At 64.8% G+C, this 15,509-nt stretch carries 16 protein-coding genes; 10 read left to right on the top strand and 6 right to left on the bottom strand.

All coding sequences use genetic code 11. From position 1 onward, the window contains the following. Position 1: 1 nt before the first annotated feature. Positions 2-1,177 carry a M14-type cytosolic carboxypeptidase gene (locus RBB34_RS04850; protein ID WP_306118068.1) on the top strand — a complete coding sequence of 392 codons (1,176 nt, stop codon included), beginning with the start codon at positions 2-4 and terminating at the stop codon, positions 1,175-1,177. A 245-nt stretch (positions 1,178-1,422) separates the two neighbouring features. Here the strand turns inward: RBB34_RS04850 and RBB34_RS04845 are convergent, their stop codons facing one another. From RBB34_RS04845 to RBB34_RS04830, 4 genes are all read right to left on the bottom strand, one after another. Continuing rightward, on the bottom strand, positions 1,423-2,565 hold the full coding sequence (locus tag RBB34_RS04845) for an enolase C-terminal domain-like protein (RefSeq protein ID WP_306118067.1): 1,143 nt from the start codon (positions 2,563-2,565) through the stop codon (positions 1,423-1,425). Further along, the gene (locus tag RBB34_RS04840; protein WP_306118066.1) at positions 2,562-3,416 is read right to left on the bottom strand and encodes a carbohydrate ABC transporter permease; all 855 of its coding nucleotides are present in this window, start codon (positions 3,414-3,416) and stop codon (positions 2,562-2,564) included. The genes RBB34_RS04845 and RBB34_RS04840 overlap by 4 nt, the downstream gene beginning before the upstream one ends. Then, entirely contained in the window at positions 3,413-4,300 is an 888-nt protein-coding gene (locus tag RBB34_RS04835) for a sugar ABC transporter permease (protein ID WP_306118065.1), read from the bottom strand. Before RBB34_RS04835 ends, RBB34_RS04840 begins: the two co-directional genes overlap by 4 nt. 119 nt (positions 4,301-4,419) lie before the next feature. After that, the gene (locus RBB34_RS04830; RefSeq protein WP_306118064.1) at positions 4,420-5,736 is read right to left on the bottom strand and encodes an extracellular solute-binding protein; all 1,317 of its coding nucleotides are present in this window, start codon (positions 5,734-5,736) and stop codon (positions 4,420-4,422) included. Positions 5,737-5,962: 226 nt separating this feature from the next. Between RBB34_RS04830 and RBB34_RS04825 the strand changes: the two genes are divergently transcribed. Together RBB34_RS04825 and RBB34_RS04820 are read left to right on the top strand one after the other, a co-directional pair. After that, positions 5,963-6,973 (top strand): LacI family DNA-binding transcriptional regulator, encoded by a 1,011-nt coding sequence (locus RBB34_RS04825; protein ID WP_306118063.1) that lies wholly within the window; start codon positions 5,963-5,965, stop codon positions 6,971-6,973. A 179-nt stretch (positions 6,974-7,152) separates the two neighbouring features. Beyond that, positions 7,153-7,344, top strand: a complete 192-nt coding sequence (locus RBB34_RS04820; protein WP_306118062.1) for a hypothetical protein — start codon at positions 7,153-7,155, stop codon at positions 7,342-7,344. 115 nt (positions 7,345-7,459) lie between these two features. Here the strand turns inward: RBB34_RS04820 and RBB34_RS04815 are convergent, their stop codons facing one another. After that, positions 7,460-8,020, bottom strand: coding sequence for a TetR/AcrR family transcriptional regulator (locus RBB34_RS04815; protein ID WP_306118061.1), 561 nt, complete (start codon positions 8,018-8,020; stop codon positions 7,460-7,462). 198 nt (positions 8,021-8,218) lie between these two features. Here RBB34_RS04815 and RBB34_RS04810 point away from each other — a divergent pair, with 198 nt between their 5' ends. Both RBB34_RS04810 and RBB34_RS04805 read left to right on the top strand, forming a co-directional pair. Then, the gene (locus tag RBB34_RS04810) at positions 8,219-8,692 is read left to right on the top strand and encodes an ester cyclase (protein ID WP_306118060.1); all 474 of its coding nucleotides are present in this window, start codon (positions 8,219-8,221) and stop codon (positions 8,690-8,692) included. A gap of 71 nt (positions 8,693-8,763) precedes the next feature. After that, positions 8,764-9,069 (top strand): hypothetical protein, encoded by a 306-nt coding sequence (locus tag RBB34_RS04805; protein ID WP_306118059.1) that lies wholly within the window; start codon positions 8,764-8,766, stop codon positions 9,067-9,069. A gap of 65 nt (positions 9,070-9,134) precedes the next feature. Here RBB34_RS04805 and RBB34_RS04800 read toward each other — a convergent pair whose 3' ends face one another. Beyond that, positions 9,135-10,067 carry an AraC family transcriptional regulator gene (locus RBB34_RS04800; RefSeq protein WP_306118058.1) on the bottom strand — a complete coding sequence of 311 codons (933 nt, stop codon included), beginning with the start codon at positions 10,065-10,067 and terminating at the stop codon, positions 9,135-9,137. 61 nt (positions 10,068-10,128) lie between these two features. Here RBB34_RS04800 and RBB34_RS04795 point away from each other — a divergent pair, with 61 nt between their 5' ends. The 5 genes from RBB34_RS04795 (at position 10,129) to RBB34_RS04775 (ending at position 15,507) form a co-directional block, all read left to right on the top strand. Then, positions 10,129-10,956 (top strand): phytanoyl-CoA dioxygenase family protein, encoded by an 828-nt coding sequence (locus RBB34_RS04795; protein ID WP_306118057.1) that lies wholly within the window; start codon positions 10,129-10,131, stop codon positions 10,954-10,956. A gap of 12 nt (positions 10,957-10,968) precedes the next feature. Beyond that, positions 10,969-11,649 carry an MBL fold metallo-hydrolase gene (locus RBB34_RS04790; protein WP_306118056.1) on the top strand — a complete coding sequence of 227 codons (681 nt, stop codon included), beginning with the start codon at positions 10,969-10,971 and terminating at the stop codon, positions 11,647-11,649. Positions 11,650-11,723: 74 nt separating this feature from the next. Continuing rightward, on the top strand, positions 11,724-13,463 hold the full coding sequence (locus RBB34_RS04785) for an ABC transporter substrate-binding protein (RefSeq protein ID WP_306118055.1): 1,740 nt from the start codon (positions 11,724-11,726) through the stop codon (positions 13,461-13,463). A 68-nt stretch (positions 13,464-13,531) separates the two neighbouring features. Continuing rightward, positions 13,532-14,539 (top strand): ABC transporter permease, encoded by a 1,008-nt coding sequence (locus tag RBB34_RS04780; RefSeq protein WP_306118054.1) that lies wholly within the window; start codon positions 13,532-13,534, stop codon positions 14,537-14,539. A gap of 20 nt (positions 14,540-14,559) precedes the next feature. Further along, the gene (locus tag RBB34_RS04775; RefSeq protein WP_306118053.1) at positions 14,560-15,507 is read left to right on the top strand and encodes an ABC transporter permease; all 948 of its coding nucleotides are present in this window, start codon (positions 14,560-14,562) and stop codon (positions 15,505-15,507) included. The last annotated feature ends 2 nt before the right edge of the window (positions 15,508-15,509 follow it).

Raw genomic sequence — 15,509 nt, 5'->3', positions numbered from 1 at the left:
CGTGAGTGTGGGCATCTCCGTTTCAGCCGCGATTCCGTCCGGGCGTATCGAGGTGATCGACGCCCGCGATCCGTCGAACATCCGGCTGCGCGTGCCGGCAGATCCGGGCACGAACTTCATCGGATGGTACAATTTTCGGGCCTCGGGCGTGCGCGGGCGGGCCGTGACCTTCGTGTTCGAGGACGTGGCAGCGGCCTTGGCGGCGCGCATGGCCAACCGCGACGGCTACGGCGACAAATGGACCGACACAGGTCCGCTGGTCTCCGAAGACGGCGGCGAGACCTGGCGGCGCATTCCAGCCCGCTACGACGGGCAGAGCTTCCGCTTTACGCTGACGCCGGCCCGGGACATGGTGCAGATCTGCGAATTCGCGCCCTTCGGGCCGGAACGCGACGCGGCGCTGATCGCCTCGGCGCTCGCCCATCCTCGGGCATCGCTGCGCGAGGTCGGCCAGTCGGTGCAGGGTCGCCCTATCGATCTGATCACCATTGGCGCCGGTCCCGGCAAACCGGTCCTGTGGATCGTGGCGCGGCAGCATCCCTCCGAAACCCATGGCGGGTTCTTTCTGGAGGGATTGTTCGAGCGCCTGCTCGATCCCGACGACGCGGCGGCGCGTGTTCTGGTCACGCAGGCGGAACTCAACGTGATCGTCAACGCCAATCCAGACGGGTCCGCGCTGGGACTGTCACGCGCGAACGCGGCCGGGCGCAACCTCAACCGCGCCTGGGCCGAACCGGATCCGGAAACCGAGCCGGAAGTGATCGCGATCCGCGATGCGATCGTCGCGCGCGGGCTGGATTTCTTTCTCGACTGCCACGCCGATGGCGAGTTGCGCTGCAACTTCATCTGGCCTTCGGAGAACGTGCCGGCATGGCATCCCGACCGCTGGACACCCTTTCGCGCGTTCGAGAACGCCTGGGCGCTTGCCTCGCCCGATTACGAAAAAGGCCATCCATACCCCGGCGGCTGCCCGGCGCAGGCCGATCTGAGCATGGCGTGGAACTGGATCGGCAACCGGTTTCCGCACGCGCTTTCGGTGCTTCTCGAACAGCCGTTCAAGGATGTCACCGCCCATCCGGTCCCCGAGACCGGGTGGTCGCCGGACCGCGCGCGCGCCTTCGGACGCAGCCTCGTCGTGCCGCTTCTGGCGGTTCTTTCCCATCTCGAACACGTATGAACCCGCCCGGCCTGCGACGCCGCCCGGCCGTCACCCTGGCCTGACGGTCCTGCGACCTCAACGAGCGTCTGCTTGTCGCGACGCGGGCAGCGGGCGGGGATGAACTGAATCGAGGCAGCCGGTAGAGACTGTCCGTGATGCGGCGGATGCAGGCCACGCCCGCATGGAAATCGGTCTGCTCCCGCAAGGGCCCCGGCTGCGTGCTGAGGTGGGTGCCACGCCGGTTGTCGGCCCATCCCCCACAATCACTGGCTTGCGCCGGTCAGCTCCGCGAAGGCCGCTGCGACCCGCCCGCTCGGCGTGTTCGAGCCTGCCGGAACCGCCACGCAGCCGCCACGGCGTGCCGGCGGATCGCCCATCAACCCGTAAAGCTCGGAGGTTTCGCCCCGGTCGACGAACTCGACGATCGGCACCTTCTGGCGGGCGGCGGCCAGCGCCAAAGCCCAGGGCTGCTCGCACGTGTTGTGCAAGATGACCGGAACACAAGCGGCCTCCGCCATCTCGATGATGCGGATCGTTTCGGTGATGCCGCCCGCCCAGGCCACATCGGGCTGCAGGATGTCGACCAGACCCTCCTCGAGCAGCGGGGCGCAGTCGAATCGGCTGAAGCAGAAATTGCCAAGTGCCAGGCGGATGCCTTCGCCGGCCGCCTTGCGGATGCGGCGCAGTCCGGCAATGTCATAGGGCGGGACCGGATCCTCGATCCAGAAAATGTCGAGATCGCGGGTCGCCTCGGCAAAGCGCAGCGTGTAGTCGGCGTCCCAGGCCATGAAGGCGTCCAGCATGATGCGTCTGTCCGGCCCGGCGATCTTGCGGAAGTGTTCCATCAGCGCCACGTTCTCGTCCAGGCCCACATCCCCTTCCTGCACACAGCGCGGCATTGCGGCTTTCAGGCCCCACCAGCCGTCGGCGGCCAGGCGGGCGGGATCAGGTGTCGTCGCATAGGCATGGATATGTTCGCGGCGCGTGCCGCCCAGCAATTCCGTCAGCGGTCTGCCCGTTTGGCGTGTGCGCGCGTCCCACAGCGCGATGTCGACGCCGGCGATCGCCATCATGGCAAAGCCCGACCTGTCATTGGGCAGCAGCGACAGGAACATCTGTTCCCAGAGTGTTTCGATCTCGTCGAGCGGGCGGCCGACCACCATCCGTGCCAGATGCTCGCGCACGATCAGTGCCGTGACTTCACCGCCATTGGTGCATGACCAGCCGACGGTGCCGTCCTGGGTCTCGATGCGCACGAATGCCTTCTTGGTCGGCCACATCCAGCTCGCACGCCTCTCGGCAAAGGCGGGAAAGCGCGACATGGGCGAGGCGACCCGTCGTGTCTGCAGCGCCTGGCGCGAAAAGCCGACATCGAGCGCCAGCGCATGGACCGATGCAATCGTCATCCCTTTACCGCCCCCTGCAACAGCCCGCGCGTGAAGTAGCGCTGTCCGAAAAAGAAGATGACGAGGATCGGCAGGGCGACGAGGCTAGCCGCCGCGCCGACGCGGTTGAACTCGAGCGTGAAGTAGTCGACGAAGCTGGCAAGGCCGATCGTCACCGTCTTCTTGTCGAGCGATTCGATGAGGATCGAGGCAAATGCAAACTCGGACCAGGCGCCGACGAAATGCCACATGGCCGCGGTGATGAGCGCCGGGGTTGCCAGCGGGAGGACGATGATGACCATGGATTGCAGTCTGTTGGCGCCGTCCATCATGGCCGATTCTTCGAGTTCGAAAGGGATTTCGCGCAGGCCGCTGGCGATGATCCAGGTCGCGAAAGGCAGGCCGAAGGCCGAATAGAGCAGTGTCAGGCCGACAAGCGAGTCCTGCAGCCCGACCGCGTTCATCAGCCGGTAGGTCGGTAATAGCAGCGCCGCGCCCTGGAACATCCGGCTGATGAGCAGCCCCCCCAGGATGATGTCACGGCCGGGAAAGGAAAGCCGCGCAAAGGCATAGCCGGCCAGCGTGCCGAAGAAGACGACAATGACGGTGGAGGACACCGCGACGATGAAGCTGTTGGAGATCAGCGTCGGCCAGTCGAGCAATTGCGCGGCCTGGGTCTGCGGCGCAAACAGGTCACGATAGGCCGCAAGCGTGGGCTCCGATGGCCAGAACGCGATCGGCAATTGCGTCAACTCCTCAGCCGGCTTGAAGCCCGCAAGGATCAGCCAGAAGATCGGAAACAGCACATAGGCCGCGATCAGAAGACCTATCAGGGTCATGAACGTCCAGTAGATCGGGCGCGACTGGCTCACGGGGCTGCCCCTGACGCCCAGGACCGGCGCATGATGTAAAGGTAAAGGCCGACAATGGCCATGAGCATGACCAGATTGACGACCGACATGGCCGCACCGACGCCCCAATTGAAGAACTGAAAGCTCTGCTGGTAGATGTAGGTCGCCATGATCTGGCTGGCATTGGCGGGCCCGCCGCCGGTCATCACCCAGGGCAGGGTGAACTCGGCGGTGATCCAGATCATGGAGATCACCGTCACGGCGGTCAGCGAAAAGGCGATGTGGGGCATGACGATGAAGCGGAAGCGCTGCAAGACGTTGGCGCCGTCGATCTTGCCGGCCTCGTGTTGGTCTTGCGGCACGGACCGGATCGCCGCGCACAGGATGAGCGCAACGAGCGGCATCTTGCGCCATATCACGACGGCAACGAGTGTCCACATGACAAGATCGGGATCGCCGAGAAACGAGATTGGCCGATCGGTCAGGCCGATCTGACTGAGCGACTGGCCCAGAATGCCAACCTGGCCGTGCAGCATCCATTTCCACGCCATGGCCGTGACGACATCAGGCAGGATCCAGGGCAGGAGGATCAAGGCGCGCAGGGCGGTGGTGATTGGCGAATCGACGGCAAGATAGGCGCCGATCGCAAGGCCGAGCAGAACGCAGAAAAACGTGCCGCCAAGAATCCAGATGGCGGTGTTGACAAGCACCTGCATGAACAGCGGGTCGGAGAACAGTGCGCGGAAATTGACAAGCGTGCCGAAACCCAGCTCCTGCCCCATGACAAAGCGGGTGAAGCTGAGCGTGAACACGTCATAGGTCGGCCCGACGATGAAGGCGAGCACCGCGAACACGACCGGCAGGATCATGGAATAGGCGAGCCATCGGTCCGCGCGGGGGTTCATGCGTCGTTCCTCATATGGGGCCGTCGAAGGGAGCGGCAGGGGACCGGACCGGCGCGGCCGGTGGCGCGGGATCAGGGCAACCCCGGCCCCGCGGCTTGCGCGGGGCAGGGCCTTCGGCGTCAGCCGCGAAGGATGTCGATCTGCTGCTGGGCACCCTCGGTCGCCGCGTCCAGCGCTTCCTGCGGGCTTTGCTGGCCCAGCACGACCTGCTGGATAGCGTTGCCCAGGGCTGTCTCGACGACCGAGACACCGATGAAGCGCGGCATCGGCTCGGCCCCTTTGAACAGCGTGCCGGCCTGATACGCCTCCACCCAACCGGGCCATTTTTCGGCAAGCGTCGGCTGTTCCCAGGCGACCTTGCCGGCGGGGACGCGGGCGAATTCGGGTTCGCCGCCCCACAGCGCCAGTTGCTCGTCCTGCGACCAGAAGTCGAGATACTCGATCGCGGCCTCGGGGTTTTCGCTGCGCGCCGAGACCATCAGGATTGCGGTGGGATCCATGATCGCATTGACCGGCGCAAACGCCCCGGTGACCGTATCGGGGCGCGGGAAGGGCGTGCCCTGCCAGTTGAGGTCGTCCGGCGTGCCCCAGGGCGTATTCAGCCAGGACAGTCCGACCCACATGGCGACGCGGCCCTGCGAGAACAGTGTCGCGGTGTCGCGGAAATTGGTCTCGGTCATCGCACTGCCCGCTGGCGTTGAGCCGTCGGCGATCAGGTCGGCATAGAGCTGCAGCGCATCGACCATACCCGGCCCGTTCAGCGTGACCGTGTTGTTGGCCTCGTCGAAAACACGCCCGCCATTGGCATAGGCGATGCCCTCGAAGATGTTGATGTCGACCGGCGCGGTCGTGGCCGGCATGGCGATGCCGGGCCGGTCGGGTTTCGTCATGGCTCTGGCGTATTCGCGCAACTCCGACCAGGTGGCGGGCGGGCGGTCGAAGCCGGCCTCGTTGAGCGCGTCCATGTCTATCGCCAAGAAGCTCGCCATGTCGACATAGGTCGGCAGACCGTAGAGCTGACCCTGATGCATGCCAGATTGCAGAACCTCGGGCACGATGCGCTCCTTCCAGCCGGCCATCCTGTCGCCGGCGATCGGGTCGAGCGGCTGGATCATGCCGAAGCCGGCGAATTCGGGGATATCCTGCCCGAAGGCGATGACCACGTCGGCGAGGCGGCGGGTCTGGAACCCGGCGAGGATCTTCTGACGGCGGATCTGGCCGTAAAAATAGGAATAGTCGAGCCCAATGTCTGGATGACCGGCGGCGAAGGCCGCGTTCCGCTCCGGCCACATCTCGACCTCGGTCGGTGTGCCGCCGAATTTCCATACGCTGACCGTGCCGGAGGCGGCGCGGACGGCGGGCATGGGAAATGCGCTGGCAGCGGCAATGGCCGCCGAGCCGGCAAGGAATCTGCGGCGCGATGGGGTGATCTTCATGGTGCTCCTCCCGTGGAATTTGCTCATCACTCATCACAATGACATACGAATGTCAAGGAATTGATACTCGTGCGTCATTGAGCCATGACAGAGGCGATCGGCCGTAGTAGAGATGGCGATGGGGCCATTTCCGCTAGGCGCATGCCGGCGGCCCACAAAGACCACCGAAACCTTGCGCACCGTGCTGACGGGCCTTGCGGGGGCGAACTGGAACGGAGCGAAACGCTTGGGGCAGAAGGCAAAGACGCTCAAGGACGTATCGAAGGCATCGGGCCTGTCGCTGATTACCGTGTCGCGCGCGCTGCGCCAGCCCGAGACGGTTCAACCGGCAACGCGCGAGAAGGTGCTGCGCACGATCGAGGCGATCGGCTATGTGCCGAACCTGACGGCGCGCTCGCTTGTGTCGAACCGCTCGAACATGGTCGGGCTGGTCGTGCCGATCCTGTCGAGTTCGCTGTTTGCCGATCTCGCCCAGGGCGTGGCCGGCGTGCTGCACGAACGGGGCCTGCAGATGCTGCTCGGGGTCAGCGAACGATCAAGCGAACTGGAGAGCGAGGCGGTTCGGACCTTCATCGGCCGCCAGGCCGATGCCATCATCGTGACCGGCTTCACGCATACCGAATCCTGCCGCAGCCACCTGCAGGCATTTTCGGGGCCGGTCGTGGAGACCTGGAACCTGCGCGCCGATGCCGTCGACATTGCCGTGGGCTATGACAACCGCCGTGCCGCCAAGGAGATGACGCGCTATCTGATCGGCCGCGGCTACAGACGCATCGCGCTGGTGGGCGGCGCTTTCGAGAACAACGACCAGGCCGAGGACCGCATGGCCGGCTTCTTGTCGGCGATGGCCGAGGCGGGGCGATCGGTACCGGACGACCATGTTATATCCGTGCCCAACCCGACAACGATGGAGAGCGGCTATGCGACGATGGAACGGCTCCTCGCGCTCGATCCGGCACCCGATGCGGTGTTCTTTCAGGCCGAGATTCCAGCCCATGGCGCCGTCATGGCCTGCATGGCCATGGGCGTTGCAATCCCCGACCGGGTGGCGATCGCCGGCTTCGGCGATCTGAAGCTGTCGGCGCTGCTGCCGGTTCCGTTGACCACGATCCGCATCAAGGCGGAGCAGATCGGCGAGACGGCGGCTCGGCTGGTGCTCGACCGGCTCGATGGCATGGAACCGGATACGCGCATGGTCGATGTCGGCTACGATCTGATCATCCGGGAAAGCGCTTGAACGGTCTCTTGCATCATTGGTGCGAGGCGACAATCGAGCGCAGAGCGCGTATTGCCCACCGTGGAGTTTGGCGCGAAATCAGGGAGAGAAGCCGCATTGCCTCGCCTGAACCGGTCCCGGACACTTGCCCGTTGTCTTATCTGGTTTCCCCCTGTGGTTTTGGGACGGGCGCAGATCAGATGAGGCGGATCAACACGGCGACCAGTGATGAACTGGTGAAGGCGATCAGGGATCGATACGCGACGAGCGGACATACGGACAATTCGCGCATTCGAGGCAAATTCGTTGCGGTGAGCGGTTTTCACCGCAAGCACGCGATGCGCCTGCCGTGGAGCGGGTTTCGAAAGGCGCGGGAGGGGGCCGGGATTTGACGGTCTCTGCCGCACGAACTCAGGATTGACGGGTTTTCCATGAGCGCTTTGGTGCGTCCGCCGGCCCGTCGAGCGTCAGCTTCATGGTCCAGCATCGGCGCGCGCCTTTATCGCGTCATGGCCGCGTGAAAACCGAGAGCGCGAGGGTCATCATCTGGCGGATGCGGACGGGATCTTCGCCCGAGGCGCGCTGGGTGATGGCAAGCGCAAGCTGCTCGCCGAGGTATTTCGCTCCGGCCTCCACCGAAAGCCCGTCGGGCCAGTCGCCGGCGTCGCGACACGACTGCAGGAAGACGACATAGGCCGCCTGCGCGGCCGCGTCGATCTCCTCAACCCGCGCCCGCGTTTGCGGCCCCAGCCGGTGCTTGCCCGCGCGCATCTTGTAGAACAGGCAGCCGGTTTCCATGCGCGGGTCGGCGCTGGCGAAGTCGACCAGCGCGTCGAGCGTGTCCTTTAGCCCCTGTCCGCCGCGCAGGATCGCGAACACGGCCGACAGCACCCGCTCGGCGTAGCTGTCCAGAACGGCCCGGGTCAGCCCGTCCTCGCTTCCGAATTCCCGGTAGAGCGAGGGCTTGGAAATGCCCGCCATCTGGCAGATCGCGTTGACCGACACGTCGGCCGGATCGCTGTGCCAATAGGCGGTCGTCGCGACGTCCAGCACCTTGTCGGCATTCATCGTCCGCGGCCTGCCGCGGGCGGGTTTCCGATCGTGATCGCTCATTTTATACCGATTGGTATTTTAAGCCTTGACGGCATGGCTCCGATATTTGTACCAACTGGTAACGCAGGACGCAATCAGGAGACCGAACCATCGCGCAGGCCCTGGCAAGCGCTCCGATCCATTGCCCACCAACCCGCCGAAGGAACGAGCCCAATGAGACAGACCCTCGCAGCCGGTGCGATTGCCGCCGCAACACTCACCGGACCCGCCCTTGCGGGCGACATCGACACGGTGCGCGCCTTTTATTCCGACATCCTGACCGATCCGGCCGGAACGACGTCTGAGCGCTATTTCGAGCTGTTCTCGCCCGATGTCGTCTCGGTCCCCACACCGCCCGGCGGCGAGGGTGCGCAAGGCATGCTCGACACGGTGGCGTTCCTGGGCCAGGTCGTGCCCGACCTGACCTGGGAGCCCCAGGAGATCATCGAGACCGGCGACAACCGCTTCGTCGTGCGCGGGCTTGCCACCGGAACGCCCGTCGGCCCGTTCTTCGGCGTCGACCCGGCCACCGGCAAGAGCTTCGAGATCATGTCGATCGACATCGTCACGGTCGAGGACGGCCTGATAACCCATGTCTACCACCTCGAAGACTGGACCGGCGCCGTCGCGCAGCTCACCGCCGAGTGAGGGACAAAGGCCCGGACGCGCCGCCGGTGGCCGGGCCTTTTCGTCTCTTCCCGCCTTCAAGGAAAACTCAGATGTCGACGCGCTTTGCCTCCACGCTCGGCCTGCTCCTCTGCCTTGCGCCCGCGCTGGTCCACGCTGTGGAAGTCGTTCGCACCCTGTGGGCGCGATGGGTCGTGAACTTCGTGCTGCCCCTGTTTGCCCCCGGCCTGCCGCGCCCTTCCAGGGCGCTGACCCATGCCAACCATGCGGGCGTGCCGTTGCTCGGCCATCACCCACGGATATCCCGCAACGGGCGCAATGTCGGTTTCGTCTTCGCCATGTTCTGGGCAGTCGCTGCCGTGCTGAACCTTGCGGGCTTGTCTGCGGTCGCCCACTGAGCCGAGACGCGCCCCGTGTAGCCGCAAACTGCCAGCAAGAGCGAATTGCAAACGTCGCACGATTGTCACAGCGGGCCTTCACTGGGCGCGCTCTGCCGGTGGCGCATCCGGTAGTTGCGCGGGGTCGTGCCGTACTGATCGCGAAACAGGCGGTGGAAGTAGCTGAGGTTCTCGAATCCGCAATCGGAGGCCACCTCCGGCAAGCCCCGGTCCGTTCCAGCGAGAAGCATGGCGGCATGCTGGATGCGAATGCGGTTGACGTACTGCGTCGGACTGAGCCCCAGATGGCGCCTTGCCTGCCGGCAGACATGCTCCTGTGAGCGCCCGGCGGCAGCCAGGAACCCTTCCGCGCCCTGCCGAAACACCCGCGGCTCGCGGACAGCCCGGCAGGCGTTGAGCAGCCAGGCTGGCGCGCGGTCATCGACGACCTCGGCGGCGTCCAGCACATGGGTGATCACCGACAGCAGAAAATGCTCGATCCGGGCGAGACTGCGGTGGCTGGTCTGAAGCGACAGCATCGCGTTCACCGCGCGCTCCTTCTGCGGACCGCGCAGCCGGAGCGCCACGGGCAGGGGCCCCGATTGCCAGAAGAACCGCCCGGCGACGTCGTCGCGATAACGCTTGACGAGATGTTCGGCTGTCTCCGGGCGGAATACGACGTTGAGGATGCCCGCGCCAGTGCCCGAGACGGACTGCAGGGCATGGCTGTCGGTGGGGCGAAGAAATACCAGGTGACCCGGCTCGAGGACCTCTTCGACGCCGTTGATCCAGTGGTGCACCTGACCCTGCTCCACCAGCATCAGCTCGAAATAGTCGTGGTGGTGTTCCAGGATCGGCGGCGTCTCGGGCAAGGGCTTGCGGGTGAAATGAAACGCCTCGCCGCGGTCGAGATAGGTATCAATCCTGAACAGTTTCTGCGGAAACCGCACGCCCTTGCCCTCTTTTTGCAGGTGCAGAAATGGTCGGAAAAAGATCAATATTGTATATGTTTTTGTCAAGGCCGGGTCTGCGCCCTTGCCCGACCCTGCGCTAGCGTAGCGCCCGGGAGGACGGGTTATGATGGATGCGGCGCTGGATCTGGGCTTTCGGCCCGCCGACCCCGAGCGGGCGCGGAAGCTGACCAAGGCCGAGGTCACGCAGTACAACACCTTTGGCTTCGTGCAGCCGTTCGACATTTTCGGCGCCGACGAGATCGCGCGCATGCGCGGCTATTTCGACGGGCTGATGGCCGATCTCGGCGAGGCCGGCGCCTATGGCATCAACTGCTACCAGGCGCGCTTGGCCGGCATCTGGGACATCGCCACCGATCCGCGGATCCTGGACCATGTGCAGGACATCATCGGCGAGAATATCGTGTGCTGGGCCAGCGCGATCCTGTCCAAACAGCCCGGCGATCCCAAGCAGGTGCCATGGCACCAGGATGCAAGCTTCTGGTCGCTGAGCCCGGCGCGTACCGTGACGGTCTGGCTGGCCATCGACGATGCCGATGCCGGAAACGCGGCGATGCGCTTCATTCCGGGCAGCCATGACAAGGGCGCCATCGCGACCTCGGCGATGGGCCGCGACAGCGTGTTCCATAAGGGGATCGCCGATGCCGAGCGCTATGGCGCGCCGTTCACCAACGCGCTGAAGGCGGGACAGATCTCGCTGCATGCCGACATGCTCGTGCATGGGTCAGTGGCGAACCTTTCGGACCGGCGCCGCTGCGGGCTGACACTGCGCTATTGCCCGCCCGAGGTGCGGATCACCGATCCTGACTGGGCCAGGGGCGTCGAGGCCATCGTCGCGCGCGGCAGCGACCCGACAGGGCAGTGGCAGCACCATCCGCGGCCCGAGAACGACGATATCCGGGCGACGTCCAGCCCGCATGTCGTGGGCAACAACTGACGGGCGCCGGGCATGCAGATCACCTGGTTCGGCCACGCGGCGTTCAAGCTGACCGACAGCACCGGATGGTCGGTGATCACCGATCCCTACACGCCCGAAGGCGTGGGCTATGCGCCGATCCAGGAGACCGCGGACCTGGTGATCATCTCGTCGGACGATGACGATGCCCATTGCCGCGCGGACCTGATCCCGGGCGACCCGGAGGTGCTGAACGCGCTGACCGCGGCGCAGCAGGGCGGCAGTGCCGTGGCGGCGGGGCTTCAGGTGCGTGCCATCGAGGCGGCGGAGTGGGATCACCACCCCGAGCACGCCGTGCCGGGGCAGAACGGCATGTACCGCTTCGAGCTCGACGGGCTTAAGGTCGCGCATATGGGCGATGTGGGGAACCCGCTGACGCGTGCGCAGCAGGCCTTCTTCGAAGACGTGGACGTGCTGCTGGCGCTGGCCGGCGGTTATCTGACCATCGAATTGCCCGACCTGATGGAGATGGTGCACCGGGTCCGGCCGCGGCTGATCATCCCGATGCATTTCCGCACGCTGACCTACCGCCCGCGCAACACGATGTGGATCGACAGTTTTCTGGCGCATTTCAAGGACGAACAGGTGGAATTCGCCTGTGCCCATACCGTTGAACTGTCCCGGTCGGATCTGGGCGACAAGACCCGCGTACTCGTCATGGATTACAAGCGATAAAGCGAACAATTATAAGTTGAAAACGACCGTGGAGCACCGCGGCAGACAAACAAGAACTCGAAGGGAGGAAACACATGAACCCGACAAGACGACTGCTTCTCGCAACCGCTGCGCTGGCGCTTGCCCTGCCCGGCGCAGCCGCCGCACAGGATGTGGCGCGTGAGGACACGGTGATCTTCGATCTCGACCGCACGATCCGCGATCCCGGGAATTTCAACTGGATGACCGACGGTACCGGCATCCGCCGCATGCACGGCGCGCACCAGGCGATGTGGGAGCCGCTCTTCATCCTGAACTACGGTACGGGCGATCTGGACCCCTGGCTTGCGACCGGCGCCGAAGGCAATGCGGACTCCACCGAGTTCACCATCACCCTGCGCGACGGCGTGACCTGGTCCGATGGCGAGGCGTTCAATGCCGACGATGTGGTCTTCACCGTCAATATGGCGCTGGAGAACGAAGAGCTGAACGCGCGCGAGGTCTCGACCCTGCGCGGCCAGGTGGCCAGCGTCGAGAAGATCGACGACCTGACCGTCAAGTTCACCCTGAACGCGCCCAACCCACGCTTCGTGGTCGAGAATTTCGGGGTCAGGATCTTCGGCAGCTTCCTTATCATGCCCGAGCATGTCTGGTCCGCGGCCGCGGACCCCGCGACCTTTACCTTCAATCCGCCGATCGGCACTGGCCCCTACACCTTCACCTCCGCTGCGTCGAACCGGGCGATCTGGGATCGCGACGACGACTGGTGGGGCGTCGAGACCGGGTTCATGGACCTGCCGGAACCCGAGCGGGTGGTCTTCCTTGAGTCGGGCGGCGAAGAGAGCCGCGCGCAGCTTTTGGCGGGCAACCAGCTCGATGCGGCGCAGAACCTCTCGGTCGGCACCTTCGAGGCGATCCGGGCGCAGAATCCCAACGCCATCGCCTGGTTCGAGGACTACCCCTATGCCGTGGCCGACCCCTGTGCGCGCCAGCTGGAGATCAACACCACCGTCGCGCCCTGGGACAGCCCCAATATGCGCAACGCCGTTGCCCATATCATCGACCGTACGCAGATCGTGAACATCGCCGCCGAAGGCGCCACCACACCGTCGGTTACGATGTTCGCGCAATACGGCTCGATGGCGCCCTTCATCGACGCCGTGGTCGAGGCCGGCCACGGGCTGTCGCCGACGGCCGATGTCGCGGCCGGCCAGGCGCTGATCGAGGCCGAGGGCTGGACCCGCAACGGCGACTACTACGAAAAGGACGGCGAGACGCTGGCCGTCGAAATCCACGTTAACTCCGCCTCTACCGAATACACCCGCACCATCGACATGGTCGTCGAGCAATTGCAGCGCGCCGGCATCGACGCCCGCGCGGTGCCGGTGGAAAACGGCGTGTTCTGGGGTGAGGTGCTGCCCTTCGGCAATTACACCATGTCCTACAGCTGGCTTTCCTGTGGGTCGGTGAACGAGCCCTGGGCCTCGATGGGCCGTTACACGGTCAAGGACGTGGTCCCGGTGGGCGAGCGCAGCCCCGGCTTCAACAACACCGCGCGCTGGGACAGCGAAGGCGCCAAAGCGTATTCCGAGATCGTGGACGCCATGGCGACGATGCCGCTGGGCGCGCCCGAGATCCCGGACATGGTGGCCGAAGCCTACCAGTATCTCGACGCCGAGATGCCGTTCATCCCGCTCGTGCAGGCATTCAAGCTGATGCCGTTCAACACGACCTACTGGGAGGGGTGGCCGACCAACGACAACTACTACAATCACCCGTTCTTCCACTGGAACTCGGCGCATCAGATCATCCACAATCTGACCAAGGCCGAGTGATCGATCGTCCTGCAACCGAGACGGGGCGCCGGCGCGCCCCGTCTCGCACCCCAAGAGCGGAGGCGCCGATGGGACGAATCCCGGTATCCTACCTGATTAACCGCCTGATCACCTTCATGTTGACCGTGTTCATCGCGGCGACGCTGATCTGGATCATTCCGCGCCTCAGCCCGGTCGACCCGGTCGACGTGATGCTGGGACGGATGGCCGCCGGCGGCGGATCGATCGAGAACTCGGACGCGATCCTGACCCAGTTGCGCCAGAGCTTCGGTCTCGATCAGCCGATGATCGTTCAATACCTGCTCTATCTGAAGAACACTCTGACATTCGATTTCGGCCTGTCGACGGCGAGTTTCCCGACGCCGGTCGCGAGCCTGATCGGCAACGCGCTGCCCTGGACGCTGGGGCTGATGTTCATCTCGCTGATCGTCACCTTCATCATCGGCAACCTGCTGGGTGCGCTGATGGTCTGGGAGAACACGCCGAAGATCTGGAAGGTCGCGATCCCCTCGGCGATGGTGTTCACCGCGATCCCGCCGCTCCTGTCGGGGCTCTTGCTGATGTACGTCTTCGCCACACAGCTGCGCTGGTTCCCATTGACCGGGGCCTACGGGCTGAATGTCGAGCCGGGTTGGGACTGGGATTTCATCGTTTCGGTTCTGCACCACGGCTTCCTGCCGGCGCTCTCGATCGTCATCGTCACCTTCGGGTTCTGGGCGCTCGGCATGCGCGGGCTGATGATCACCGTGCAGGGCGAGGATTACTCGGTCCTGGCCAAGGCCAAGGGGCTGCGCCCGCGCTACATCCTGTACCGCTACATGATCCGCAACGCGATCCTGCCTCAGGTCACGGCCTTCGCGCTGCAGATCGGCGGGCTGGTCGCGGGCCAGGTTCTGGTGGAACGGATCTTTGCCTATCCGGGGATGGGCAAACTTCTTTATGACGCGATCCTCGATCAGGATTTCCCGGTCATCCAGGGGGTCAGTTTCGTGATCATCCTGATGACGGCGCTGGCGGTGTTCCTCGTCGATCTGATCTATCCGCTGATCGATCCCCGCATCCGGCATGAAATGTGAGCGGCATGGCGGACCCTTCGATGCAAACCGGCGCCGCGGCCCCGGAGACGGCCGCACCGGACACCGCAGGCCTGACGAAGGCGCAACTTCGGCGGATGCGGCGGTTCGACAATCCCTGGCGCAATCCCAAGCTGATCACAGGCGTGAGTATCCTTCTGGGGATCATCGCGCTGGGCCTCCTCGGCCGCCTGTTCTGGGACATGGACCTGGTCTTTACCGGCTCGGGCATGCCGAGGCAGGCCCCTGTCGGGATCGAAAACATCCGCGGCCAGGTCGGCACCCTGGCGCATCCGCTGGGCACCGATGTCTCGGGCAAGGATATTCTGGCGCTGCTGATCGTGGGCGCGCCGAATTCGCTTTACGTGGGCGTACTGGCGTCGGTGATTGGGATGTCGCTGGGCATTTTCCTGGGTTTTACCGCGGGTTTCGTGGGCGGGCGTACGGACGACGTGATCCGGGTCAGCTCGGACGTGATGATTACCATCCCGCCGCTTCTGATCCTGGTGGTGTTCCAGGCGGCCTATGGCGACATCACGCTGACGATGATGGCGATGCTGATCGCGTGCTTCGTCTGGCAATCGCCCACCCGGCTGATCCGCGCGCAGGTCTTGTCGATGCGCGAGTCGGGCTACGTGCAGATGGCCCGCCTGTCGGGCGCCTCGACCGGGCACATCATGTTCCGCGAGATGCTGCCCAACCTGGTGCCCTATCTCTTCGGGTCCTTCATCGCCAATGTCACCACCTCCATCGTCACTGCGGTCGGGCTGGAGGTTCTGGGCCTTGGCCCGCAGCGGGTGCCGACGCTGGGCCGGGTGATTTATGACGCGATCAATTCCGGCGCGCTGATCCAGAACATGTGGTGGTGGTGGGGCATTCCGACGATCCTGCTGGCGCTGATGTTCGTCGGGCTTCTCTTGATCAATCTCGGCCTCGACGAAGTCTCCAACCCCCGGCTGAGGAGGCTCTAGGC

Origin of the sequence: Roseitalea sp. MMSF_3546 (assembly GCF_030732865.1) — a bacterium.
Classification (GTDB): domain Bacteria; phylum Pseudomonadota; class Alphaproteobacteria; order Rhizobiales; family Rhizobiaceae; genus Roseitalea.
Note: the sequence above shows the minus strand (reverse complement) of the source record. Positions and strands in the feature narration are given on the sequence as shown.